The organism is Paenibacillus brasilensis (assembly GCF_009363115.1).
GTDB classification, from domain to species: Bacteria; Bacillota; Bacilli; order Paenibacillales; family Paenibacillaceae; genus Paenibacillus; species Paenibacillus brasilensis.
Genome location: NZ_CP045298.1, coordinates 4,903,787 through 4,927,733 on the forward strand (window position 1 = coordinate 4,903,787; position 23,947 = coordinate 4,927,733).

Here is a 23,947-nt window from a genome sequence, read left to right on the forward strand (position 1 = left end):
AGATTGTGAATCATCTATATAACGTTGGTCGTATTTAGCGTGAAGTCGTGACCCAAGCCTTTTTCTAAGCTGAGGAATCAACTGAGGAACGTATTCGATTCAGTCAGACCAATTCGATGTAAAGCACGCCCCTTAGAGTACACACAGGGCAGGATAAATGATATTCTCCAGTGTGTATTCCAAGGGGCATTATTATGCCTTCTGGTGCATTTCGACTCTTGTTTTTAGCAGGCAGCTGCTCCTCGAATGGCAGGCCCTCTTTAATCGCCCACAGGTCGTCATAGCTGATAATTCGGCGATCGGCTCTGGACAGGTCCTGCTGGCCCGAGCCCGGGTTATGGAAGCCGATACAGCGCATGCCCGCACTCTTGGCTGCCTGGACACCGTTCCGTGAATCCTCAATAACGATGCAATGGGCCGGGGCAATACCAAGCTGCTCGGCGGCATGTAGGAAAATATCCGGGGCCGGCTTACCCTGCGACACTTCTTCTCCAGTGATTCGAATATTGAAGTAGCGGCCAAGCCCTGTCTTTTCCATGATGAGATCAATCAGTGCCCGCGGAGAGGAAGAGGCCACCGCGACCGGAATCCCATTCTCCTGCAGCCAGTCCAGCCACCGCTCAAGTCCGTCGATCGCCACAAGACCTTCGTGTGCAGTCATCGTCTGCATCACATTTTTCCGGTGATAGGACAGCACCTCTTCCACCGAATTGGTGAGACGATGTCTGTCCAGTACTTGACGCCACATGGATTCGAGTGTCACTCCGACATAGGTGTGGTGCTCTTCTTCCGTCATGGGCGCACCGAAATGGGCAAAGGAACTGCGCTCGATCTCAAAATAAATCGGTTCGCTGTCTACCAGCACCCCGTCCATGTCGAAAATGACTGCCTTGATCGGAACGGATGCTGATGGGCTTCTTACGGATTCGTTATTCGGCTGTGCATCATGATGAATGGTTGTCATGTCCAATATCCCCCTTGTTAGTACCCGGATTAGTTACCGGAGCCGTTCGATTGCAGCACAACCTTGATCGCCTGTGAAGAAGGCTGAAGTGTCCGCTCGTTGATATTGCATCCGAGGGTTAAAAAGGCCTCCTGGTAGTCTTCCAGCGGATAGGAGTGGGTAATGATTTTTTTGGCAGGAACGATTTGCTGCTCAATCAGGTAATGAGCAGTGGAGAACGTGCCCAGGGAGTCAATCGAACCGATGATTTTAAGGCTACGGTCAACTACCTCCTTCGGATTAAACGAGCTTGTCCCGTCTCTTAGTCCCACCAGCATCAGATATCCGCCGCTCGTAAGGCGGGATAGTACCTGGGTGCCAACTACGCCTGTGGTATCTACAATCATATCTACCTGATTCTTTAGCGGTGCCAGCTCATGAATGGCTGACTCCAGTGTGGCGTGCACGGACCACCGCTCGGGGGCAACGGAATCTGCTATGGCGAGCCGCTCCTTCGAGATGTCAACAAGGCAGCCAGTTACGCCTTTGGAAGCAAGAGCATAACTGTACAGAATCCCAATCGGTCCTGCGCCCAAAATGACGGTTGTAAAGTTTGGCAGCAGGTGAATCTGGTTGATTCCGGTTAGCATGCAGCTCAGCGGTTCGGTCAGTGTCGCTTCTTCGTAGCTGATATGATCCTTCAGCTTGTAGAGAAACCGATCCTCGGTCACATAATAATCAGTGAACGTGCCGTCGGCGCTAACTCCAGTCTCCGTTACGGATTTATGTGTACAATGGTTCTGTCTTCCTGTCCGGCACATATCGCATTGACCGCAGTAGTACGTCGGATCAATCACCACCCGGTCCCCAGGCTTCATTGAACTGACGGCTGATCCTACAGCGATCACTTCCCCCGCTGATTCGTGGCCCAGGATAGTGGATGGCACGGCATGATATTTGCCGCTGATGATGCCTAGATCCGTACCGCATACACCTGTCGCCCGAATCCGGACGAGAACATGGTTATCCTTGGTAATTTCCGGGACGGGTCTTTCCTCAAGAGCCACATCCCAGGCTGATTTGTATACCAGTGCAAGCATGAATAGTCCTCCTTTTGCCTGTTCGGCAGATAGTTAGTGAAGGGTGGCCAAAACGGCGTCAAGCCGCTTGACAATTTCGACAATCTCGTCTTCCGTAACTGTGAGAGAAGGTCTCACTTTGACCACATTGCCGTAACCATAACGGGAACCTCTGAGAATCAGCTGTTGTTCTGCAAAAGCTCGGTCGATAATCCCATTGCACTTGATTGCGTCCGGGGCATCATCCTTGTCGACAATCTCCAATCCCCACATCAGTCCGACGCCGCGAGCCTCCCCGATGCAGTCATGCTTGTCGGCCAACTCTGTCAGCAGGGTCCCGAGCAGGCTTCCTTTCGAGCGAACGGCTTCCAGAAAACCAGGCTCGGACACAACCTCCAGCGTGGATTTGGCTGCCGTGACTGAGATCAGATTGCTGCCCGAGGTGAATGAGTGCTCGTGTTTCTCCAGAACATTGAGACGAGACTGCATCAGTACTGCTGCAACCGGAACACCGATGCCGCCCAGACCCTTGGCGAGGGTAATGATATCCGGCTGGATATCAAACAGCTCACTTGCGAACATGTAGCCTGTCCGCCCAATCCCTGTCTGTACCTCGTCAGCGATCAGAATCAGCCCGTACTCGTTGCACAACTGACGGAGACGCTTGAAATATCCCGGAGGAGGGATGATATTGCCTCCATTGCCTAGGATGGGTTCAATAATCATGCAAGCCACAGAGCCTGAGCTTGCATATTCAATGGCATCCGATATGGCTTCGACGCATTGATGTCCACATTTGTCAGGTGAAGAATTAAACGGGCAGCGATAGCAGTAGGGAGCAGGCACATGGAGGGAGTTTGCTGCAGCCGAGTTGGGAAATTTCCTCCGCCGGAAGGCGTTACCGGATATGCCTGTTGCAAACTGGGTCTGCCCATGATGAGAAAGATACAGGCTGATTATATCCAGTTCTCCGGTATATTTCTGGGCGAGCTTCACAGCACATTCGTTCGCCGTGGAGCCGGTAATATCTCTCATCCATCCCGCGTCGATGCCGTTCGGCGTATACTGGATCAAATGATCCAGGACCTCCTCGACGTAAGGCTCGGTAAAGGATGAGGACATATGGGCAAGATTGGCGACTTGTTCCTGTACTTTGGTAACGACATGAGGGTGATTATAACCGAGCGACAGGTTGAAGGTGCCGGATACACCATCCAAATACTCCTTACCTGAATCGTCAATCAGAGTAATGCCATTTCCGTATCTGAAGCGTTCTTTGGTTAAGGTTTGCACAATACTTTCCCTCCATATCAGATATACATTTCTCATATAAGTACATCTTTAAAAGTACAGCCCCTGTTGCAGCGAAACGCAGCAGACATCACCTCCCCCAATAACAAAGCGATCTCAGCCTTTGTTGCAGTATGACGCGGCAGGCCTCACCTCCCCCAAAGATAAAATGATCTCATCCTTCCTTGCCCTGATGACCAAGGGATTCAACTACCCGGCTGCTCCTGCCATTCCACAGATGTGAAAGAATAACCGCAAGCAGTAGAATTAGACTAAAAGCCCCAAGAATCCAGAGGGTAGCAGTCACCGGCCATTCGCTCATGCTCCAGCCTATTACATATTGAAGCACCGAACCGCCAATTCCGCCCGAAGCAATTAGAATGCTGGTGGTTCGCTCGGTCATTCCGGGAATCAGCATGTTCGCATAGACAAGCGCGATACAGAAGAGACCGGACATGAATAACCCTGCACCAAAAACCAGAAGATATGTAGCCCACTGGTTGGTTACAAACACCATGGCAACTAAGAAGCAGAAAGTTCCGATTACGCTCCACAGCAGGAAAGGAATATATCCTGATGACTCTGCAATCCTTCCTGAGAACATACGGCCGATGATCATTGCAATCCAGAGCAGGCTGACACCCAGCGAGGCTACGGATTCCCGAAGCTGCAGCGTCTCGATCAGAATAGAGGGCAGGAAGTTCATGAGCCCCAGTTCAAGACCCATATATACAAAGAAGAATACAATGAAGATGCCCAGCAACATACGGTGCTGTCCCGAGTACCGGGCTTGTTCGACAGAACGTTCAGAGGTTCGGAGATCTGCTTGGGCAAGATGGGAAGAGGAGGAGGCAGGCATTGTAAGCCAGAACAGCGCTATGATAAGCGTTAGAAGGGAGATGGTGTAGAAGGTCAGATACCACATTCCAAGCCAGATATACAGGCTTACTACTGCCGGAATGAGCAGTGCACCAAGTGCAAAATAAACATCCAGCTTGGACATGGCCACGGCTTTCTGCTCCTCAGTGAACTCAATCGTGAATGCTCCGATGGATGATTCAATGATACCTGAGCCGAAGCCAACCCAGATGGTCATTACGATGACCCAGGTCCATGAGGGAAGTAGACCCAGGATGGCACAAGCTGTTAAGATACTGACCAGAGCAATGGACAGCACCGACTTGCGACCGATATGCAGAGCCATCAAAGGGGAGAGGAGAACGCCGACAAGGAATCCGAAAAACTGCAGAAACAGCAGTAATCCGCCATCGCTGTATCCCCGTCCATAGTGAGGCAGCAGAACCGGCAGTAATGCTCCTAGAAGCACGCTGGTGACGCCGATTAACAGATAGAAAGCACAACTTAAAGCGAATAGTCTCTTCAAGGCCTCTCCCTCCATAGTTATATTTAATGAATGCTGTCCTCTTACTAGATTATACCATTTATATGGAAAAGTATATATGTATTTATATAAAAAATGTAAAAAAAATTGTCATATTTTTATGAATACCAATTGTTTTTGCTTGATAGTAGCTGTAACTATTGTGATGGAAAAAAGAATATAAAACGCTTACAATTCAAAGGGGAGAGAATTGAGAAGAGAATTTTTTTGAATTAATTTTACGACAAAAGGAGTCTACCAAAATGAATTTGTACTTAGAGATTCCGGAGCTTGATAGACATTTTCCTTTCCGGAGTTTTATTAATAAAGGCGACGTGCTATGTGATCCTCATTGGCATAAAGAAATTGAAATTATTTATGTCACCCAGGGAACCTTGGATCTGGGAATTAACGATATTTCGATACGTATGAAACAGGGCGAAGTACAATTTATAAATGGTGGTGATGTTCATTATTTTTTGGCTTCTCCTGACAGCGAACGGGTGGTTATTCAATTTGATTTGAGCTTTTTTCAGGAGGTATCCACATTAAGGGATCAGAAGCGCTCTCTTAGATCTATATTTACGGAGATGGAACAATCGAGTTGGAAATGGTCAAAAGAAACAGCAGCTAAGATGCTTCCGCTGATTCAAAGTATTTATGATGAGAATGTCCGCCGCCGAGAAGGTTATGCCTATATGATCAAAGCCAAACTGTTTGAGATGTTGACTCTTATTTTGCGGGAAGTACCGAGAAGAGTGACAAGACTTCCCGCAATCTCTGAAAGAAACTTAACACAATCTAAGGACATGCTTTACAAACTGGAGCGTATTTTTGAATATGTGGAATGCCATTTTCATGAAACCATTTCGCTGAGGAATGTAGCTGAATATATGGGGTTCAGTCCCCATTATTTCGCTAGGCTGTTTAAGAAGAATACGGGGATGACCTTTGTATCATTTTTGAATGAATACAGGCTGAATAAGGCCAAATGGATTTTGCTGAATGAAAACAATCCGATCACCGAGGTTGCAGAGGCTGCAGGTTTCAGCAGCGTGAAGACATTTCATCATCTTTTTAAGGAAGCAACAGGCACATCACCATTGAAATACCGCAGGACAATATTCGGGAATAAAACGGCAAGAAATGAGGAAGAAAGCTTTTCATGAGATTTGTATGATAGAGCTATCCACGAAGTGAAAGGAGATCTACGATGACATAATCAAAGCTTTGCGGATTTATGGGCATATTATATTGCAATCAATCTACAATCGTTTTCGATCCGTAGCAACCGCTTGATATCTGGTGGGCTAATTCAGGAGTGAAAGGAAAATGAAAATGGAAAATCGGATATATAATGTAGTCATTATCGGTTATGGAGGCATGGGAAGCTACCATGTTCAACTGATCGAACCTGTTCAGCAACTTGCCATAGCCGGTGTGTATGATATTGTCGACTACCGTATGGAATTGGCGGCGGCTGCCGGCTATAAAACCTACGCCAGTCTGGATGCCGTTCTGACCGATCAGGCTGTGGATATTGTTTTGATAGCAACGCCTAATGACGTGCATAAAGAAATCGCAATCCAGGCACTGCAAGCCGGAAAGCATGTCATATGTGAAAAGCCGGTTACGATAACGAGCGCGGATTTTCTGGACATTGTCGAGGTGGCGAAGAAAGAAAACCGCGCGTTTACGGTTCACCAGAACCGCCGATGGGATGAAGATTTCCGGATTATCAAAGATATAATCAGCAAGAAGAACGTGGGTGAGCTTTTCCATCTGGAATCACGGGTTCAGGGGGCAAACGGTATTCCAGGGGATTGGCGGCAACTAAAGGCTTATGGAGGAGGAATGCTGCTGGATTGGGGAGTTCATCTGTTGGACCAGCTGCTTCTGATTACAGATAGCCAAATAGAGAGCGTTACTGCAACCTTAAGCTATATTTTGGGGACCGAAGTGGATGACGGCTTTACCAGCTTTATTGAGTTCAAGGACGGTCTGACAGCAGTCATTGAAGTGGGGACGACCAATTACGTAAAGCTGCCACGTTGGTATATTAAAGGAACCGAAGGGACCGCAGTGATCAGGGATTGGGATTTAAGTGGAGAAATCGTCACCCGAAATCCCGATGTTGCTCATGTGGAACCCAAACCGATTCGAGCAGGTCAAGGATTGACAAAAACGATGGCGCCACCGTCTGAGGAATCCACCCTTAAGTTCCCGATTCAAGAATTAACTGCTGCAACAGAAAGCTTTTATGAAAATTTTGTCTCCTCTATCGAAGGAAAAGCCGAGCTTGCGATCAAAAGCGAAGAAGTACACCGTGTGCTGGTGTTGATTGAGACGATTTTTGAGGCGGCAGCAACCAAAAGCGTGATTCAAAGAACGATTTAAATCAGCTCTATTTTTAGTTCTGCCACAAGAGAGATATATAGCGGATCTGAACAGAAATAAAACAAAAAGATCGATATTTTCCACCAAAGCAGATAATAACATCCTCCTTTTTTGGATTTTTTCTCTTTATAATGGAGACGCATCCATAACGATTAAAGGAGTTGATATGTTTTGACACGCAACAAACGCTTAAGAAAATTGTCCACCGCCATGTTAACGGTGCCTATGCTCATGATGTTCGCTTCAGGTGCAATGGCCGAGCAGGAAATGAACGGGCATAAGCCTCCAGTTTCTACTGGAAGCGGCGTGTTTTATGAAATTTATATTAATTCTTTTTATGATTCGAATGGAGACGGGCATGGTGACTTGAAAGGGATTACACAAAAGCTTGATTACCTAAACGACGGCAAGCCAAGCTCGGGTCAGGATCTACAGATCAGCGGTCTCTGGCTCATGCCACTCAATCCGTCCCCAAGCTACCATAAATACGATGTAACCGACTACTATCAAGTGGATCCTCAGTATGGAAATCTGAATGATTTCCGCACCTTGATGAAAGAAGCGCACCGAAAAGGCATCAAGGTGATCATGGATCTTGTTATCAATCATTCGAGTAGCGATCATCCTTGGTTCAAGGAGGCCAGCGCCAACCCGCAAAGCAAATATCGCGACTATTACGTATGGGCAGATAAGAACACTGATCTAGATGAAAAAGGCTCATGGGGACAACAGGTATGGCATAAGAATACGAATGGTGAAGGGTATTTCTACGGAACATTCTGGTCAGGAATGCCGGATTTGAACTTTGACAATCCCGAGGTTCGTGAAGAAATGATCAAGGTCGGCAAGTATTGGCTGCAGCAGGGTGCAGACGGGTTCCGGCTTGACGCAGCGATGCATATTTTTAAAGGACAGACAAAGGAGGGGGCCGATAAAAACATCGCCTGGTGGAATGAGTTCCGCTCTGAGATGGAGAAGGTAAATCCAAATGTATATCTCGCAGGGGAGGTATGGGACAAACCGGAGACGATAGCTCCTTACTTCGGACCGCTTCACTCCCTCTTTAATTTTGACCTGGGCGGAACGATGTTGAATTCCATAAAAAATGGTCGGGATCAGGGGATTGCGACATTCGCCGAGAAAACGCTGAAATTGTACAAATCGTACAATAAGGCGGCACTCGATGCTCCATTCCTGAGCAACCATGATCAGACCCGTGTCATGAGCGAACTGGGCGGGGATGTGCGAAAAGCCAAGCTGGCCGCTTCGATTCTTTTGACGTTGCCAGGGCAGCCGTTCCTTTATTACGGGGAAGAAATCGGGATGAAGGGTGAAAAGCCTGATGAGTATTTACGAGAGCCTATGCGCTGGTACAAGGGAGATGGCCCCGGTCAAACGACGTGGGAGAAACCCAAATACAACACAGGCGAGGTATCGGTTGAAGCGCAGTTTCGGAATGATGATTCTCTGCTACAAAGCTACCGCACGCTCATCCGTCTGAGGGAAGAACATGAATCTCTCCGCAGCGACAGTCTGGAAACGATCCAAACAGGAACTGCCAGCGTAACCGCATATAAACGCACTTCAGGCAAAGAAACATTACATGTATTTCATAACCTGTCCGGAGAGTCGGTTACCCTGCAGATTAAAGATTTGGTTAAGGGCAAATGGAAAGTGGTCTTCTCCACATCGGAGGATGTAAAGGTGAAGAAAGGAACGATCGAAATTCCAGCCTATAGTTCTCTGATTACCAAAGAAGATAGAAAGAGCTGAACATCCACAAAGCTGATGTAAAATACAGAAATGGATGAAGCTGGAAAAAACTATATTTTTAAAACTATCGTTACAAATGAGAACGCAAAAAAAATTTTACAGGGTATGAATATTTTTTTGCGTTCTCTTGTTTTTGTGCCTAAAACAAGGAGAAATAAAAATGGGAAAAGAAATACGATCACGTTAAGGTCAAAAGCAGTACAAAAAAGAACGAGAGATGGTTAACGGATAACTTTGGGATTGACAGAGTGATGACTGCATGAAAAAATGTACGCGCGTACATTGAATAACTGGAGGTGGGTAATATCGCATCGCGCAAGGAAGTAGCAGAGTTCGCCGGCGTGTCTGAAGCGACGGTGTCGCGGGTACTGAACGCGGCCGGTCCCATCAAGGAAGAGACGCGGAGAAGGGTTCTGGACGCAGCCAATCAGCTTGGATATGTTCCCAGTGCGCTTGCCCGCAACTTTGCCCGAAGCAAGAGTGGTCATCTTGGTGTGGTTATGCCTTATGTACCAAAGGCGCACCTGTTCTCAGCCTATTTTTTTTCCGAGATGCTGAGTGGCATCGGAAGCAAGGCCAGGGACAGCGGGCACGATCTGCTACTATTGTTCCGGAAGCCAGGGGAAGGGATGGATTACAGCGGTCTTTTCCGCCAGCAAAAGGTCGATGCCTGTATCATTCTTGGAGCCAGGGATGACCACGATGAATTGGAAGCGCTTAAGAGACTTCAGGAAGAAGGTCGTCCGTTCTGCGTCACGAATCATCATTTTACAGGACAGTCGTTCTGTGAAGTGGATGCAAACCATGTGGAGGGAAGCCGGACGGCTGTTAGTCACCTCATTGAGCAGGGGTGCAAGCGGATTGCCTTTCTCAACGGCCCGGATATCTATTCCAACAGTACTGAACGATTGAAGGGGTACCGCACCGCGCTTCAGGAGGCGGGTATTGAATATGATCACGATCTGCTTCTGGAGGGCAATTACAGCCGTCGAAGCGGGCTCGAAGCATCGGCTACAATCGCAGGCAGGCTAAATGATATTGATGCCGTATTTGCAGCGAATGACCGGATGGCGATCGGAGTGATGCAGGGTCTGCGCGAGCGCGGACTGGGAGTAGACCGATTCCCGGCGTTTGTGGGCTATGATGATTCGGATGCGGCCGAGATGGTCGTTCCGCCGCTGAGCAGTGTTCGTGTTCCCTTTTATGCGATGGGGGAGCTTGCCGCTTCGAAGCTTATACCGGATTCTCAGGACCGAATTCCAGCCCTGGCGCTGACCAGGTGCGCCTCGATAAGAGAGCTTTTGTCCACGGAGCTGATTATCAGGGCGTCATCCATTCGTCAATAACCGCACCGTCAACAATGGGTTGGAACTCAGATCCAAAAGGAGGGTATCGACATGTCTAATCGTCTTCGTATCGGAATGGTTGGCTATAAATTTATGGGCAAGGCGCACAGCAACGCTTACCGCAGTCTGCCTATGTTCTTCCCAAGTGCCCCGCTACAGCCGGAGATGTCCGTCATCTGTGGACGCAACGAACAGGGGGTTCAGGTGGCCGCTCGCCAGTTCGGCTGGAGCGAGAGTGTTACCGATTGGCGTGATCTGGTGAAACGTAACGATATTGATCTCATTGATATCAACGCACCAAGTGATGTTCATAAGGAAATTGTCGTTGAGGCTGCCCTCCATGGCAAGCATCTGTTCTGTGAGAAGCCGCTTGCACTCTCGCTGGCGGATTCCCGTGACATGCTGCAGGCAGCGGAGGAGGCGGGCGTCAGCCATATGATCGGCTTCAATTACCGCTTCTCCCCGGCTGTCCAGCTGGCGAAGCAGCTAGTCGAGAGCGGTCGCCTAGGCAAAATCTATCACTTCCGAGCCTTTTTCCTTCAGGACTGGATCATGGACCCGTCTTTCCCGCTGGTCTGGCGGTTGCAAAAGGAAGTGGCCGGTTCTGGCTCTCATGGTGATCTTGGCGCCCATCTGATTGATCTCGCCCGTTTCCTGGTCGGCGAGTTCCATGAAGTGATCGGCATGAGCGAGACGTTCATCAAGCAGCGCCCGCTGGCTTTGGAGATGACCGGATTGAGCGCCAAGGGCAGTGCCGGGGCGAATGCGCCGATGGGGGAAGTAAAGGTCGATGATGCCACGCTGTTCCTGGCACGTTTCGCCGGAGGTGCGCTAGGCAGCTTCGAGGCCACACGGTTTGCGGCCGGACACCGGAGCACAAATTCATTCGAGATTAACGGTAGTCTTGGCAGTGTGCGGTTTGACTTTGAACGGATGAACGAACTGGAAGTGTATTTCACGCAGGATGAGGAGAGTGTTCAGGGCTTCCGCCGCGTACTCGCCACCGATCCGGCACATAAGTACTCCGAGGCCTGGTGGCCTTCCGGACATACGATCGGATTCGAGCATACCTTCACCCACGAGATGCTTGAGATGTTGAATGCCATCTCCGAAGGACGGCAACCTGTACCGAACTTCCACGACGGGGTCGCATGCCAGGCCGTGCTTGAAGCAGTGGAACGATCCATAGAGGAACGCCGCTGGGTATCCATTGAAGAAATGTAAAATAACATCACATTCTGAAAGGTGAGTGGATTATAGATGAGCAAGGCGCTGATTGTATGGGGCGGTTGGGACGGACATGAGCCGGAGCAGGTGGCGGCCATTTTGGAACGGATTCTGAAGGAAGAGCAGTTCGAGGTGGAGGTGTCTGACACCCTTGAAGCCTATCAGGATGCAGAGAAGCTGCTTGGCCTGGATCTGATTGTTCCGTTGTGGACCATGGGACAGATTAAGCAGGAGCTGGTCGATAATGTTTCAGCAGCGGTTCAGAGCGGCGTAGGCCTGGCAGGCTGCCATGGCGGCATGTGTGATGCCTTCCGGAACAATGTGGACTGGCAGTTTATGACAGGCGGGCAATGGGTTGCACATCCTGGCAATGACGGGGTGGAGTATATGGTGAATATGAAGCGCGGCTCCAGCCCGTTGCTGGACCATATTGAGGATTTTCAAGTCAAAAGCGAGCAGTACTATCTCCACATAGACCCGGCAGTTGAAGTGCTGGCAACCACATGCTTCCCGGTCGTACCGGGACCGCATTCGGCCAATGGGCCGGTGGATATGCCCGTTGTATGGACGAAGCGCTGGGGGAACGGCCGCGTTTTCTATAATTCGCTGGGACACCACGCGGATATCATAGATATGCCTCAAGTGACCAAGATGATGCGTAGCGGGTTCCTGTGGGCTGCGGCAGGCAAACAAACCGCGGCTGCCCGGGGCAGCTCTCTGGCAAAGGCTTATACGGGCATGGCAGACAGCCAGCAGCGGTAGCGCGGACAGGATGGTGTCGGATGCAGTAAGGGATGTGCCATTATCCATTTTTCTGAAGATGAAGGGAGTCCAGGCATGAACAAAATGAAAGTGGGCATTATCGGTTGTGGTAAAATCAGCGGAATTTACATGGAAAATTGCCATCGCTTCGATATTCTGGAGCTATCCGCAGTAGCGGATCTGGACCAGGGCCGAGCAGAGGAGCAGGCGGCAGCATACAACGTTCCAAACGTATACTCGGTAGATGAGATTCTAGCTGATCCGGAGATCGAACTCATCATTAATTTGACCATTCCGGCTGTTCACGCCGATGTAAGCCTCAAAGCCCTTGAGGCAGGCAAGCATGTCTATGTGGAGAAGCCGCTTGCGGTCACCCGTGAGCAAGGCCAGTCTGTCTTGGAGCTGGCGCGCCGCAAGGGCCTGCTTGTCGGCTGTGCGCCGGAGACCTTCTTCGGCTCTGGCATACAGACGTCATTGAAGCTGATAGAGGACGGGATTATTGGCAGTCCGGTAGCCGCTACGGCCTTCATGATGAGCCGTGGACATGAACATTGGCATCCTGATCCTGAATTTTATTATGCTGTCGGCGGCGGCCCGATGTTTGATATGGGGCCTTATTATTTGACGGCGCTGGTGCAATTGCTTGGTCCGATTGCCACCATCTCCGGCATGACGAGCAAGGCGATGGATCAGCGAACGATTACGAGCGAGAAAAAGAGAGGCCAGACCATCCCTGTTGACATTCCAACTCATGTGGCCGGATTGCTGCGCTTCGAGCAGGGAGCTGTCGGTACGCTGATTACCAGCTTTGACATCTTTGGTGGAAGCACTTTGCCACCGATCGAGGTATATGGTACTCATGGAACGCTGCAGGTGCCTGACCCGAACACATTCGGAGGGCCAGTTCGCTACAGGCTGCTGGGCGAGCAGAAATGGACAGAGGCGCCGCTGCTGCCGGGCTACCAGGAGAACACACGGGGCATCGGGGTTGCCGATATGGCCTACGCTGTCCGTAGCGGACGGCCTCATCGCGCCAGCGGTGAATTGGCCTACCATGTGCTGGAGGCGATGTGGGCGTTCCATGATTCCTCCGATGAGCAGACATTCTATCCGATGCAGAGCACATGCCTGCGCCCGGCGGCTTTGCCGGATAACCTGCCCTTGTATACGTTGGATACGTAAAGTAATGTCAGCCTGATACTGATCCGCGGCATCAAAACTTACAAGACTGAAAGGGCTGTCCCAAAAGTCGTTTTTTGAATTTTTCACATCCCGCTTTGAATGTTCATTCCTAAGAAAAAGGAGACTCCAGCTCCACTTTGACCGTGGTTTTAGAGTCTCCTTAGTCCAACTTCTGGAACATTCTTCGTTTCGATGTACAAGGAGTGCATTCGGGCTATTTTCAAATCAAGCCTGTCTGTCGGGCGGCATCAAATGCCTGAACATAAGCCCCAGCTTTAACAGCAGCAGGTGGTCGGTATTCTTCAAATCCAGATTCAGCAGCCCCGAAATTTTCTCCAGCCTGTATAACACCGTGTTGCGATGGATAAACAGCTCACGCGGGGTTTCATTCACCTGGCCGTTGTTGACGAAATAGGTTTCAAGCGTGTGCATCATCTCGCCGGCGTACTCCCCGTCCTTGTCCAGCAGTGGACGGAATAAATAAGAGCAGTACCTGCTCATAACCTCCTGCGGAATATGCTTGAAGAGATAAATGAATTCCAGGTCGGCAAACATGACAACCGGTTCGCTTAAACCAAGCTCCGTGCTGATTCTCTCGGCCTCGGCGCACTCCCGGAAGCCGTCGATAAACTCCTCCATACGCATTCTGACTTTGCTGATATAACATGTCCCTGCTCCTGCTCCGTGCTCCCATGCATACATCAAATCCGCACACAAACGTGCGTAATTCTCATACTGCCTGCGCTCCTTGGCCTCCTCTTCCGGAATGGGAAAGAGGGAATATACGCGGTTCATCACATAGAAATGATGGGATTCCAAGGAGGCCGTCTTGGGATGGTCCTGAAGCTTATCCTGAATCTCCCTCAGTCTGCGGCGCTGACTCTCATGGTCCCATGCATCAGCTCTTGTGGAAGATACCATGCATACGTAGGGAGTGCTCCAAAATGTGCTTCCCAACGCTTCGGCAAATTCGAGCACCGTTTTTCGGGAGGCGTTTCCCTTCAAGTAACGTTCCATGGCCGTGCCAAGACGACTGCCTGCCGCAGAAGCCTCCTGATTCCGGATGACCTCCAGATGATAAGAAAGAATAACGGCAGCCTGGTGAAAAATTCCCTCCATGTCATGTACTTCCAGCAGATTTTCGGTCTGAACAAGCAAGTAACCGTATGATTTTCCATTCTTCAGCAGGGGGACCCGATACAACAGGTTGTTGGCTGCCTTATAAAACCGATGGTCCTGATGCCAGGGCCAGTCGCTCAACAGCTCCATTTCGGAACAGTGTGTCACGTTATACAAGGTCTGTCCCTAAGAGGTGACGATGGCTACAGGGCGCCCCAAAATGCTTGTGATGCTTTGAAAATAATTGGTGTACTCATCCGCCTGCATCGCAAAATCAACCAGCTTCTTCTGCGTTTCAAGCAATTCATTCAGCCTGCGGGTATCGCGTTGGAACTCAGATTGGAAGAGAGCGGTGATCTGCTCGGAGAAGGTGAATTCAAAAGGGAGCTCAATTAGGGGGAAGCCCAACCGATCGGCTTCAATCAGGGCAATCTCTGGAATTTCCACCCAGTAGCGGCCAAGCTTGATGCCAAGCCCGGAGGCTCCCCGTTCATTCAGCTTTTGCAGCAAATTGACAAATTCCTCGGGTGAATCCCTGATCGCATAAGCCGTAGTCAGCAGCAGCTCCTCTTCTTTCATCCAATTGATCACATCCGGCGCATCCATCAAATTAATGGAGCTGATTGTTCGGGAAATTCCTTTTTTACCGGCTGCCAGCTTCCCTTCCGATAACGGATAGACCGTCAAGGCATCTTCTACAGTTAAATGCATATTAAATCACTCCCATGATGCGTATATAATTCAGGTCCCGGACACGAGGTAACTTTTTAAGCAATTATATAGGCCTTTGTCGAATTTCTGCAATCCTTTTTGTCTTTTTATGTTATATAAGTTAACACAATTTACTGATAATTCTGTTTTTAAACCAATAAAAAGCCCATATCGTTAGATTAAAAGTCAAAAATGTGTAAGGGATATTTACATATATATTTTTTAGCTTTATGATAGGACACAACTTCAAAGAGAAGAGGGGGATTCAGATGCAGCTTACCCAAAATCAACAGGCTGCGGCCGAAAAGGACAGCCGCTCCATGCTTGTTATCGATGATGTCGGCAAAATCTACCCCAATGGCACTGTAGCCGTGCAGCATGCGGATCTGCATGTGGGGGAAGGGGAATTTCTCTGTTTTGTCGGCCCTTCCGGTTGCGGTAAATCGACCATTTTTAATATGATTGCCGGTTTGACGGAACCGACCTCGGGTCATCTGTCCGTGCTGGGCACCTCACCAAAGGAAGCGCGCAAGCAGAATGAGATTGCCTTTGTGTTTCAGGAGCATACCCTGCTGCCATGGGCCAAGCTGATTGATAATGTCACCATGCCTCTTACTTTGCACGGCGTATCCAGAAAGGAGCGTATTACCGAAGGGGAGCGGGTTCTTGAGCTGGTAGGCCTGAAGGATTATATGAAGGTGCTGCCCCGGGAGTTGTCAGGCGGAATGAAGATGAGGGTATCGATTGCACGAGCGTTGATATCCAGACCCAAGTTGCTGTTAATGGATGAACCGTTTGGCGCCCTTGATGAAATTACCAGGCAACGCTGCAGGATGAACTGCTGAATATTTGGGAACAGGACAAAAAGATGTCGGTCCTGTTCATTACGCATAACGTGTTTGAAAGTGTATTCCTATCGACAAAAGTAGTGGTGATGACGCCCCGTACCGGTAAAATTTCGGATTTTATCAATATTCCGTTTGCTTATCCGAGGGATGATGAATTCCGGACCCGTCCTGAATTCGGTGAATATGTACGCAGCGTGTCCGCTGTGCTGAAGCATTGATAGCCAGCAATGAGAGGAGAGGGAAGGAAAATGGAAGAGATGGCAGCTAATCCAGCCGTTGAAACGGCAGCAGGTATCCGGGCTTCCAAAAAGGGAACTGCCCGCAGCGGTTATCTGGCAGGCGAGAATCAGGTTCTGGGCCTGCTGAAGAAAATTCTGCCGCCATTAGTCGTGTTTGTCCTGTTTATCGGCGGATGGGAGATGGTCGTGCGGATGCTCGGAATGCCTCCGTATATTTTGCCCAAGCCATCCGATATTGCGGCAGCCGCTGCCGACAACAGCACGAATCTGATTACGTCGGTAAGCACAACCATTGTAGAGGCGTTGATCGGTTTTGCGATCAGTGTAGTGCTCGGTATTTCATTAGCCATTCTGCTGCGCTGTCCAAAACGGTGGAAAAAAGCGTATATCCGTACGCCATTATTCTGCAAACTATTCTGGTCGTAGCGGTAGCGCCGATCATTGTGATCTGGTTCGGAGCAGGAATCAATGCCATTGTGATCATCTCATTCTTGATCAGCTTTTTCCCGATTTTATCGAATACACTGATTGGATTGAACTCAACGGATCAGAATATGAAAAATTTATTCTATTTGTATAATGCGAGCAAACTGCAAACAATCTGGAGGCTGCGATTTCCGGCGGCACTCCCGTACATCATGGCAGGGCTGAAAATTTCATGCTCCAGTTCCGTTGTCGGAGCGATCGTGGGTGAATACATTGCAGGCATTGGTGGCGGACAGGGTGGACTCGGATACGGAATTACCGTTGCGGCAACCCGCCTGCAAACTCCTTACCTGTTCGCCTGCGGTTTAGCGGCCTTCGCATGTGAACAGGCTTGAACCGGACAAGAGAACGTTTCATACGCTGATGCCGGCGGTGGCCTGTCGCAATGGGAAGCCGTATATTTTATACGGCACCCAGGGAGGCGAAGGCCAGCCGCAGACGCAGACCGCGCTGCTGACCCGCGTGGTCGATTACGGCATGGACCCACAGACCGCCGTGCATGAACCGCGCTGGGTGTGGGGCAGAACATGGGGAGAAGAAACGCAGGAGCTGAGACTGGAAGGACGGATTAATAAAGAAGTGCAGCGGCGTTTGAAGCTGGCCGGGCACGCGGTAAAACCGGTTGAGGATTTTGCCGGAGCCATGGGGCACGCGCATGCTATTTTGATTGATGACAGCGGCTTCCGGATCGGCGGCACGGACCCCCGCTGCGATGGAGCGGCCATCGGCTGGTGAGCCAGGAACGGGACATGACCTTTTTCCACATAATACTTAACTACGTAATTGACCAACGACCAAATATGTTATAGTATGGTTAAAAATGTAATCAGGAGGTAGCTATATGTTTAATGCATCTGTTTTGGAATCAATAACTGACATAAACCTTTTGACAGACATGTTACGAGCAGAATTTTCACTAGAAGATTGGGATGCTATGGTGCATATTGCGGATAAACTCCACCACTCAATCAAAGAATTGTATGAGGAAGACCAACTTAGACAAGCAAAAGGGCAGCCAAGAGTTGATACTAGAAGACTTAAACGAAGTATTGCCTTTTATTTTGGATATGCAATGGTCATGAAAGGTATTGCATTACAGAAGATGGGCGATTACGCAGCAGCCAGAGATTGCATCGAAAAGTACACTGAGTTGGGCTGGATATACGGATTGGACGAGGAAGGGCAAGCTGATGTGGCTCATTTCAGGATGTTTGCACGAGCAAATACATACGTCCTTGACTTGTTGGAAGGAAAGATGGATACGCTTCCTGAATATGTTCAATTTATACATCAAAGTGAAGAAGAGTTGTTGCCGGGAACCATAACGATCTTGGAAGCAGCTATAAAATACGACTATAACGTTGATTGGGCATTGAAAGAATTTGAACCTACGCTGGACTCTTTAGACGGAGAGTATGAAACGGAAGCCAATATACGTTATTATATAGATCATCTCTATCTTATGGCTCTATATAACCTCAAAAATGGGAAATATTCCAATGCACTAAATATAGTGCTCAAAGCTTTGAGAATGTCTGATAAACTCAAAGATGATACGGGATTCAAAAAGATTAATGCATTATTTATTTCGTTTAGCGAACATGCATCTAAAGAACAGCTAAATGAATATAATGTATTGAACAAAACTATTCTAGAAAGGGTGTTAAAAGATGAAAAAGGCATTATGTATGATGGCAGTAGCTTTGTTTCTGCTCGGTAGCGTGAGCAACATAGGAGCGTTAGTCGCCCCGAACAATCATGGAGCGAATAGCTTTCAGCCTAACAATCATGGAGCGAATTACTAGAAATTAAATCACCTTGAAACCCCTTCCACAACGAAGGGGTTTTTATTTGGAAAAATGGTTCCAAAGAATTATTTTCCAAAATTATTATAATTTATACAAACATTTCCTTTTATTGTGGTGTAATGGTTAAGTCTAGCACATCATGAACTAACAACACACACCATTAAAAAAATGAAAAGGATGTGTGTCAATTGAAGTTCAAAAACACAGCAGTAATCCTTACAGGTGTTTTGGCTCTTACGGCAGTAGCTCCAATGGCAGCATCTGCCGCACCTATTCAACAATCGGAACAAGCAGAAGCAAACAAAGAGGTTAAACAATTGAGCGTAGACGCCGAAACCTTAAATGCTATCACGGATATTGAAAAGTTCATAAAGCTGGATGGGGATCATTATGTCTTGATCCTGCTGCAAAAGAAGTGGTAAGCGAAAGGGTATTTAATAACTATTCTAAAGCTGTCGAATCTGTAAATGATCAGCTGAAAAATGGTATTCTGCAAACAAAAAATGGGGCACTTGTCGCAAATCCTAACTACGAAGAGATTGGCACGAATATGTATGGTAGTTGGCACTGGTGGGGGTATGCGTTAACTCTCTCGGATTACGAGACGAAGCACCAAATAGCAGTGATTGAGAATACAAAAGATACCGCTAATTTTGTATTTGCAATTCTTGCCGCAATCCCCAGCTTGCAAGGAACAATCGTACCATCGGTGATACTTAGTAGTGGCATGAGTTTAGTGCTAAATCGCATGAAGGAACACGATTACGGAAGAGGTGAAACTATTAATTTTCACCCCGGATACTTCGAAATAACAAGTAACTAAGGAGCATAGTATGAATATGTATTTGCTTGTCCTTTTTGTTGCAATCATTGCTGGCAACATACTATTTAATAACTTCAAGAAAAGACAAGGAGAAGGTAGTAAAGCGCCTGATGTAGTAACAATTATAGGATTAGCTATCGGACTGGCGTTAGGCATCGCTCCTGTCTTTCTCAGTGGCATACAAGAGTGGACTTGGCACACTACAGTCCTCGTGCTTGGTTCTGCTCTCGTTATTGGACGCATCCTGTATAGCTGGAGTAAAAATAGTCAATCAAAGGGCAGCTAATGAGGAAGAAAACTGTTTTTTACTATAGTAGGTGTTATCTTAGCATTCATCCTTGTGTGCTACTTATTCACCTTATAGTCGGCTAACAACCTCCAAGTGCCACCAAATAAGGTAAGTCCATAATACTTGACTTTATGACTTACCCCATTCATAATTGGTATGAGTTGCCATACTCAGCGTCTAACAAGAGCCTTCCTTTAATGGAGGGCTTTTGTAAATTTATAAAAAATAAAATGGAGTGACAATAATAGTGCACATTAGAAGCGCCCTGATCGGGAAGGCAACTGTTTTCATTCCTTGATCAGGGTGTTTTTACTGTTTCTTTACAGCCTACGTGAATATTATGCTCTTTCGGCTCATTCCATCAGGGCAGTGACACTGTGTTTCAGTCAATCCGCATTCGCGGCAAATACGTTCTCTGATGTGAATGGGACAAAATATGAATGGGCTGCCGAATCTATCCGTTCAATGGTTGACAAGGGCGTTATCAACGGCTATGCGGATGGGACCTTCAAACCAGGCAAAACCATAACGAAAGCGGAATTTGTACATATGTTTCACAAGCTTTTTCCAAAAATCAATCATTCCTCCGGGAAATCCTCAGACTTTGTGGATGCGCGTAAGATGAACTGGACATACCCTTGTTAAGTAGACAGAACTAAAAAGATATCTTTTAATCAGCAGCCGTTTCTCGGTATTCTACTGGGGAACGGTTGTTTTGAAATCTATATAAGCAGAGACGACTTGGCAGCTACAGTTGCTCGCTGTTTTCCTTTGCGGGCTGCAATTCGTCGGTACTATGCGGATTTTTGATTTCTTTGAGTACATTACCGATGAGGCTCAGGGTAGTTGGGAAGTAATCATAGCTTAATATTAATATGTTGTGGCTATTTTTATTACAAGACTTGAGTAATCCTCGCTAAATCGGGATCGGTTATTTTCTCTTGTGAAAATCAGTTTCGTACGTTCAGTGTTAGTTGCGTTTAAGTGCAGTCTCGCTTTTAACCAGATATATCTTGGCTTTCCACTAGGCATCACTTAGAAGAGTCCAAGTATTGAACTTGATGAACCTACGACTCTTGCAATTGCCCTGACTCCCGGCGACGTCGGCTTATGAAAACCAAGGACAAAGCAATTGCCGTGAGGATAATCCCAAGCAACCGAAATCCCTCGAAGCTGAACTTACCTCCCATAACGATGCCTATCAACAATGAAGAGAGAATGGTTCCAAAGTATCTTGAAGTACTAAATAATCCGGATGCTACACCGATTATTTCTTTCGGTGAACTTTTGAATAAGGCCGCCTGCATACCGACATTGTTCAACCCGTTACTAATTCCGAAGGCAGCTAAAGCCAAACACACACTGATCACCGGCGAAGTTTGATTCAATGTCACGATCCACACTGACCCCAATGTCATTAACATTGCGGACACTAACAACGCTGGCCTGGGTCCCGATTTATCGATCCATCGTCCTGCCAATGGAGAAGCAACGAGTGAGCACAAGCCTAAACTTAGCATAAGAATCCCTGTATGGAATTCGCTGACATGACGTACCATTTGCAAGTAGGAAGGAAGCCCGAAAAAGAGCGAGTAAAAAAGAACGTTAACGAGCATAAATTCGATATTGACCCAAGTCATCGCAGGATATTTGGCGAATGTATGTAAAGGAATAAAGGGTGACGTCGTTTTTAACTCATGACGTACGAAAACCAAAAGTAGCATGAGGCCTATCAATCCGACAATGATACTTAATAATGAGACATGTCCGGATGATTTTGCTGACAGTAATCCAACGAGCAGGGCAACCAGACCCACTGTGAAAAGCAGGATGCCTGACGCGTCAATCATATTAATCCATTTACGAAAGGACATGTTGCTTGCAACGGATATTGGCGGTTCGTCCTTAGGGATCGTCCTCCAGGCTAATAGAAAGCTTGCCACCACAAATGGAATATTGACGAAAAAGATAGCATGCCAACCCCACCAATGAATCAAGACCCCGCCAATAAAAGGTCCAATTGCTGCTGCCCCAGACAGGAATATGGACAAAACAGATAGCGCAGTCGCTTGCTTCTCTGTAATATGAATTCGTACAATGGCTATTCCAACCGCAACTATCATGCTTGTTCCGATGGATTGCACAATACGGAACACGATGAGCCATCCAAAGTTTGGTGAGAGCGGAGCTAATAATGAGGCAAAGAAGGCTACCAAAAGCCCGGTAAGAAATAACTTCTTGCGACCGAATAAATCACTGGCCTTTCCCATGACTGGTTGAGCAATAGCACTTGCAATGTAGAAAGAAAAAATAATCCAAGAAACTACTGTAAAGTTAAGTTGGAACACATTTTGCAACCTTGGAATAGCAACAGAAACCATCGAAGAATTTAATGGGTTCAAGAGTATCCCCAATCCAACGGAAATCATCAACCACCAGCTACGGGCATTCATTTTTAAGTCCCTCCAAAGTATTTTAATGATATCGTACTTGAAATAAGGTATTTACTCCAACGCATTACGTGTTATGATTCCATTGACTTGAGGGAATGGATGTGAGGGTAGGAAATGGAACTTCTTCAATTGCAATATTTTATCGCGGTAGCTCGATTGGAACATGTGACCGAAGCTGCACGAAGTCTGCATGTTACTCAATCGTCACTGAGCAAAACGATTCAACGCCTGGAGGAGGATCTGGGGGCTCCTTTATTCGATCGAACAGGGAGGAAACTGCGATTGAATGAGTTCGGAAGCAGATTCCTTCGTCGTGCGGAAAAGGCTTTGTTTGAATTGGAACAGGGGAAGCAGGAGATTAGGGATCTATCTATCCTGGAACATAGCACACTCGAATTGGCGGTAACCACCGCAAGCACGTTGCCTAATATCCTTCGAGAGTTTCGGAAAAAGATGCCTAATATCCATTTTCATGTACAAATGCTTGCCACGCAGGAAATGGTTACGCTTCTTCATAGAGGAGAGGTCGATTTCTGCTTGTCGTCACCTCCGATACAAGGGGATGATATTGAATGTCAAATCGTGTGCATCGACCCGATCCTTGTCGCTGTTCCAAAGGGGCATCGCCTGGCTAACCGAAAAAGCGTATCTTTGATAGAACTAAGGGATGAATGGTTTGTCGGTGTAAAAAGAGGCTACGGTACTCGCGATTTAGTGGACTCTGTATGCAAATCGGTTGGATTTGTACCCCGATATGTGTATGAGGGAGATGAACCTGCAAGGCTAAGCGCTCTTGTGGAAGCAGAAATTGGCATAGCTTTCATACCAAGCACGGCAAGGAATTTGCGAGAATATATCCAATATATTCCGGTTGATAATCACGAATTGGCAAGAGAAATCGCTTTATTATGGCACAAGAGTCGGTACATTTCGCGGGCTGCTCTGGAATTCCGTGAGGTAGTTGTAGAATATTTCGGGGCGATATCCCAACAGACAATTTAATCGTGAGGGGCCGCAATAATACATCGTTAGGCCATTGATAATATAGAAGATTAGATTAATGATAAAGATTATTTGCCCTTACCGTTCTCTTATTTTTTCATATGATGTTAGTGAATCTAAAGGAATGGAGTGAATAGGTATGGCAATTAGTCCGCTTTGTAAACAGTTTGCCGCTATATTAAAGGCAACACCTCAAATTATTAATGGAGTCTGCACGGCATCTACGGTTAGAAATAACATCAAGCCGATTATTTTGGGGAAAAAGGCCAAGTCCTTTCTTGCAATCCCCCAAGCTTTTTCTTTTGAAAGTATTGGTCGTAACGGAAAAGGATTATGTCTTGGCGAAACCGTGATTTTGACCGCAGAAATTAATCCGTTTATCTCTCGACTCCGTAAACACGGCGTCAAAGTGACGGCACTGCACAATCACTGGCTCTTCGATAACCCCAATCTTTGGTACATTCACTTCGAAAAAGTAGAAAAGCCGCTTGTTTTCGCCACAGAAGTGCGTGATGCGCTTAATGTTTTGACAACGAAGCCCGTACGGCCGGTTAACAAAAAAAAATAAGCGATCAATAAATGCGAGAGATCCGCTTTGGCGGATTTTTTTTGTTATAGGCAGCACATGAGATAAAACAGAGTAATACTCTAAATTAGCCCATTTAACATAAGGAGGGCTTTATGTTAAATAAAATAATTTTTGATTATATTGTCGTAGGAACTGATCCTGCGGGTACTGTAATCGCGAAAAACTCTATACTTTTGGCAAAGGGAAGGCATTCCACAAAA

General features: G+C 47.5%; 19 protein-coding genes and 5 pseudogenes. 17 read left to right on the forward strand and 7 right to left on the reverse strand.

The window, feature by feature from the left end; translation table 11 throughout:
* Positions 1-238 precede the first annotated feature (238 nt).
* The 4 genes and pseudogenes from GCU48_RS23140 to GCU48_RS23155 all read right to left on the reverse strand — a co-directional run.
* Positions 239-964: pseudogene (locus GCU48_RS23140) on the reverse strand (HAD family hydrolase); the annotation flags it as partial.
* Positions 965-993: 29 nt separating this feature from the next.
* Positions 994-2,043, reverse strand: a complete 1,050-nt coding sequence (locus GCU48_RS23145) for a zinc-dependent alcohol dehydrogenase (RefSeq protein WP_025717630.1) — start codon at positions 2,041-2,043, stop codon at positions 994-996.
* 33 nt (positions 2,044-2,076) lie between these two features.
* Positions 2,077-3,315 carry an aspartate aminotransferase family protein gene (locus GCU48_RS23150; protein WP_152381602.1) on the reverse strand — a complete coding sequence of 413 codons (1,239 nt, stop codon included), beginning with the start codon at positions 3,313-3,315 and terminating at the stop codon, positions 2,077-2,079.
* Between the two features lie 172 nt (positions 3,316-3,487).
* Positions 3,488-4,696, reverse strand: coding sequence for an MFS transporter (locus tag GCU48_RS23155; RefSeq protein ID WP_152381603.1), 1,209 nt, complete (start codon positions 4,694-4,696; stop codon positions 3,488-3,490).
* Positions 4,697-4,956: 260 nt separating this feature from the next.
* Here GCU48_RS23155 and GCU48_RS23160 point away from each other — a divergent pair, with 260 nt between their 5' ends.
* The 7 genes from GCU48_RS23160 to GCU48_RS23190 all read left to right on the forward strand — a co-directional run bounded on the left by GCU48_RS23160 (position 4,957) and on the right by GCU48_RS23190 (position 13,380).
* Positions 4,957-5,862, forward strand: coding sequence for an AraC family transcriptional regulator (locus GCU48_RS23160; RefSeq protein ID WP_152381604.1), 906 nt, complete (start codon positions 4,957-4,959; stop codon positions 5,860-5,862).
* A 163-nt stretch (positions 5,863-6,025) separates the two neighbouring features.
* On the forward strand, positions 6,026-7,090 hold the full coding sequence (locus GCU48_RS23165; RefSeq protein ID WP_152381605.1) for a Gfo/Idh/MocA family oxidoreductase: 1,065 nt from the start codon (positions 6,026-6,028) through the stop codon (positions 7,088-7,090).
* A gap of 171 nt (positions 7,091-7,261) precedes the next feature.
* Complete coding sequence (locus GCU48_RS23170; protein ID WP_152381606.1) at positions 7,262-8,863, forward strand: alpha-amylase family glycosyl hydrolase; 1,602 nt, start codon at positions 7,262-7,264, stop codon at positions 8,861-8,863.
* Between the two features lie 290 nt (positions 8,864-9,153).
* The gene (locus GCU48_RS23175; RefSeq protein ID WP_208812040.1) at positions 9,154-10,209 is read left to right on the forward strand and encodes a LacI family DNA-binding transcriptional regulator; all 1,056 of its coding nucleotides are present in this window, start codon (positions 9,154-9,156) and stop codon (positions 10,207-10,209) included.
* Positions 10,210-10,260: 51 nt separating this feature from the next.
* The gene (locus tag GCU48_RS23180) at positions 10,261-11,433 is read left to right on the forward strand and encodes a Gfo/Idh/MocA family protein (RefSeq protein ID WP_152381608.1); all 1,173 of its coding nucleotides are present in this window, start codon (positions 10,261-10,263) and stop codon (positions 11,431-11,433) included.
* 36 nt (positions 11,434-11,469) lie between these two features.
* Positions 11,470-12,198 (forward strand): ThuA domain-containing protein, encoded by a 729-nt coding sequence (locus GCU48_RS23185; RefSeq protein WP_152381609.1) that lies wholly within the window; start codon positions 11,470-11,472, stop codon positions 12,196-12,198.
* A gap of 75 nt (positions 12,199-12,273) precedes the next feature.
* Positions 12,274-13,380 carry a Gfo/Idh/MocA family protein gene (locus GCU48_RS23190; protein ID WP_152381610.1) on the forward strand — a complete coding sequence of 369 codons (1,107 nt, stop codon included), beginning with the start codon at positions 12,274-12,276 and terminating at the stop codon, positions 13,378-13,380.
* 225 nt (positions 13,381-13,605) lie between these two features.
* On the opposite strand, the gene GCU48_RS23195 is transcribed toward GCU48_RS23190, so the two are convergent.
* Entirely contained in the window at positions 13,606-14,667 is a 1,062-nt protein-coding gene (locus GCU48_RS23195) for a PucR family transcriptional regulator (protein WP_244316343.1), read from the reverse strand.
* 18 nt (positions 14,668-14,685) lie between these two features.
* Positions 14,686-15,210 carry a PucR family transcriptional regulator ligand-binding domain-containing protein gene (locus tag GCU48_RS23200; protein ID WP_152381612.1) on the reverse strand — a complete coding sequence of 175 codons (525 nt, stop codon included), beginning with the start codon at positions 15,208-15,210 and terminating at the stop codon, positions 14,686-14,688.
* A 320-nt stretch (positions 15,211-15,530) separates the two neighbouring features.
* Here GCU48_RS23200 and GCU48_RS23205 point away from each other — a divergent pair.
* The 8 genes and pseudogenes from GCU48_RS23205 to GCU48_RS29390 form a co-directional block, all read left to right on the forward strand.
* Positions 15,531-16,276, forward strand: a pseudogene (locus tag GCU48_RS23205) (ABC transporter ATP-binding protein).
* Positions 16,277-16,306: 30 nt separating this feature from the next.
* Positions 16,307-17,097 (forward strand): annotated as a pseudogene (locus GCU48_RS23210) (ABC transporter permease); the annotation flags it as partial.
* Positions 17,096-17,518: pseudogene (locus GCU48_RS23215) on the forward strand (gamma-glutamyltransferase); the annotation flags it as partial. The pseudogenes GCU48_RS23210 and GCU48_RS23215, both read left to right, overlap by 2 nt.
* 106 nt (positions 17,519-17,624) lie before the next feature.
* Positions 17,625-18,503, forward strand: a complete 879-nt coding sequence (locus GCU48_RS23220) for a DNA-binding protein (protein ID WP_152381613.1) — start codon at positions 17,625-17,627, stop codon at positions 18,501-18,503.
* A gap of 276 nt (positions 18,504-18,779) precedes the next feature.
* Positions 18,780-19,013 carry a hypothetical protein gene (locus tag GCU48_RS23225; RefSeq protein WP_152381614.1) on the forward strand — a complete coding sequence of 78 codons (234 nt, stop codon included), beginning with the start codon at positions 18,780-18,782 and terminating at the stop codon, positions 19,011-19,013.
* A complete protein-coding gene (locus GCU48_RS23230) occupies positions 19,007-19,414 on the forward strand; it encodes a hypothetical protein (protein WP_152381615.1) in 408 nt (135 codons plus the stop codon). Before GCU48_RS23225 ends, GCU48_RS23230 begins: the two co-directional genes overlap by 7 nt.
* Before the next feature lie 10 nt (positions 19,415-19,424).
* Entirely contained in the window at positions 19,425-19,700 is a 276-nt protein-coding gene (locus GCU48_RS23235; RefSeq protein ID WP_025717640.1) for a hypothetical protein, read from the forward strand.
* 315 nt (positions 19,701-20,015) lie between these two features.
* Positions 20,016-20,324, forward strand: a pseudogene (locus GCU48_RS29390) (S-layer homology domain-containing protein); the annotation flags it as partial.
* Positions 20,325-20,770: 446 nt separating this feature from the next.
* On the opposite strand, the gene GCU48_RS23245 reads toward GCU48_RS29390, so the two are convergent.
* Positions 20,771-22,156 (reverse strand): MFS transporter, encoded by a 1,386-nt coding sequence (locus GCU48_RS23245; protein WP_152381616.1) that lies wholly within the window; start codon positions 22,154-22,156, stop codon positions 20,771-20,773.
* A 114-nt stretch (positions 22,157-22,270) separates the two neighbouring features.
* Between GCU48_RS23245 and GCU48_RS23250 the strand changes: the two genes are divergently transcribed.
* Both GCU48_RS23250 and GCU48_RS23255 read left to right on the forward strand, forming a co-directional pair.
* Positions 22,271-23,158: a LysR family transcriptional regulator gene (locus GCU48_RS23250; protein ID WP_152381617.1), complete on the forward strand. Its 888-nt coding sequence runs from the start codon at positions 22,271-22,273 to the stop codon at positions 23,156-23,158.
* Positions 23,159-23,297: 139 nt separating this feature from the next.
* On the forward strand, positions 23,298-23,726 hold the full coding sequence (locus GCU48_RS23255) for a DUF1259 domain-containing protein (RefSeq protein ID WP_025719346.1): 429 nt from the start codon (positions 23,298-23,300) through the stop codon (positions 23,724-23,726).
* Positions 23,727-23,947: the final 221 nt, after the last annotated feature.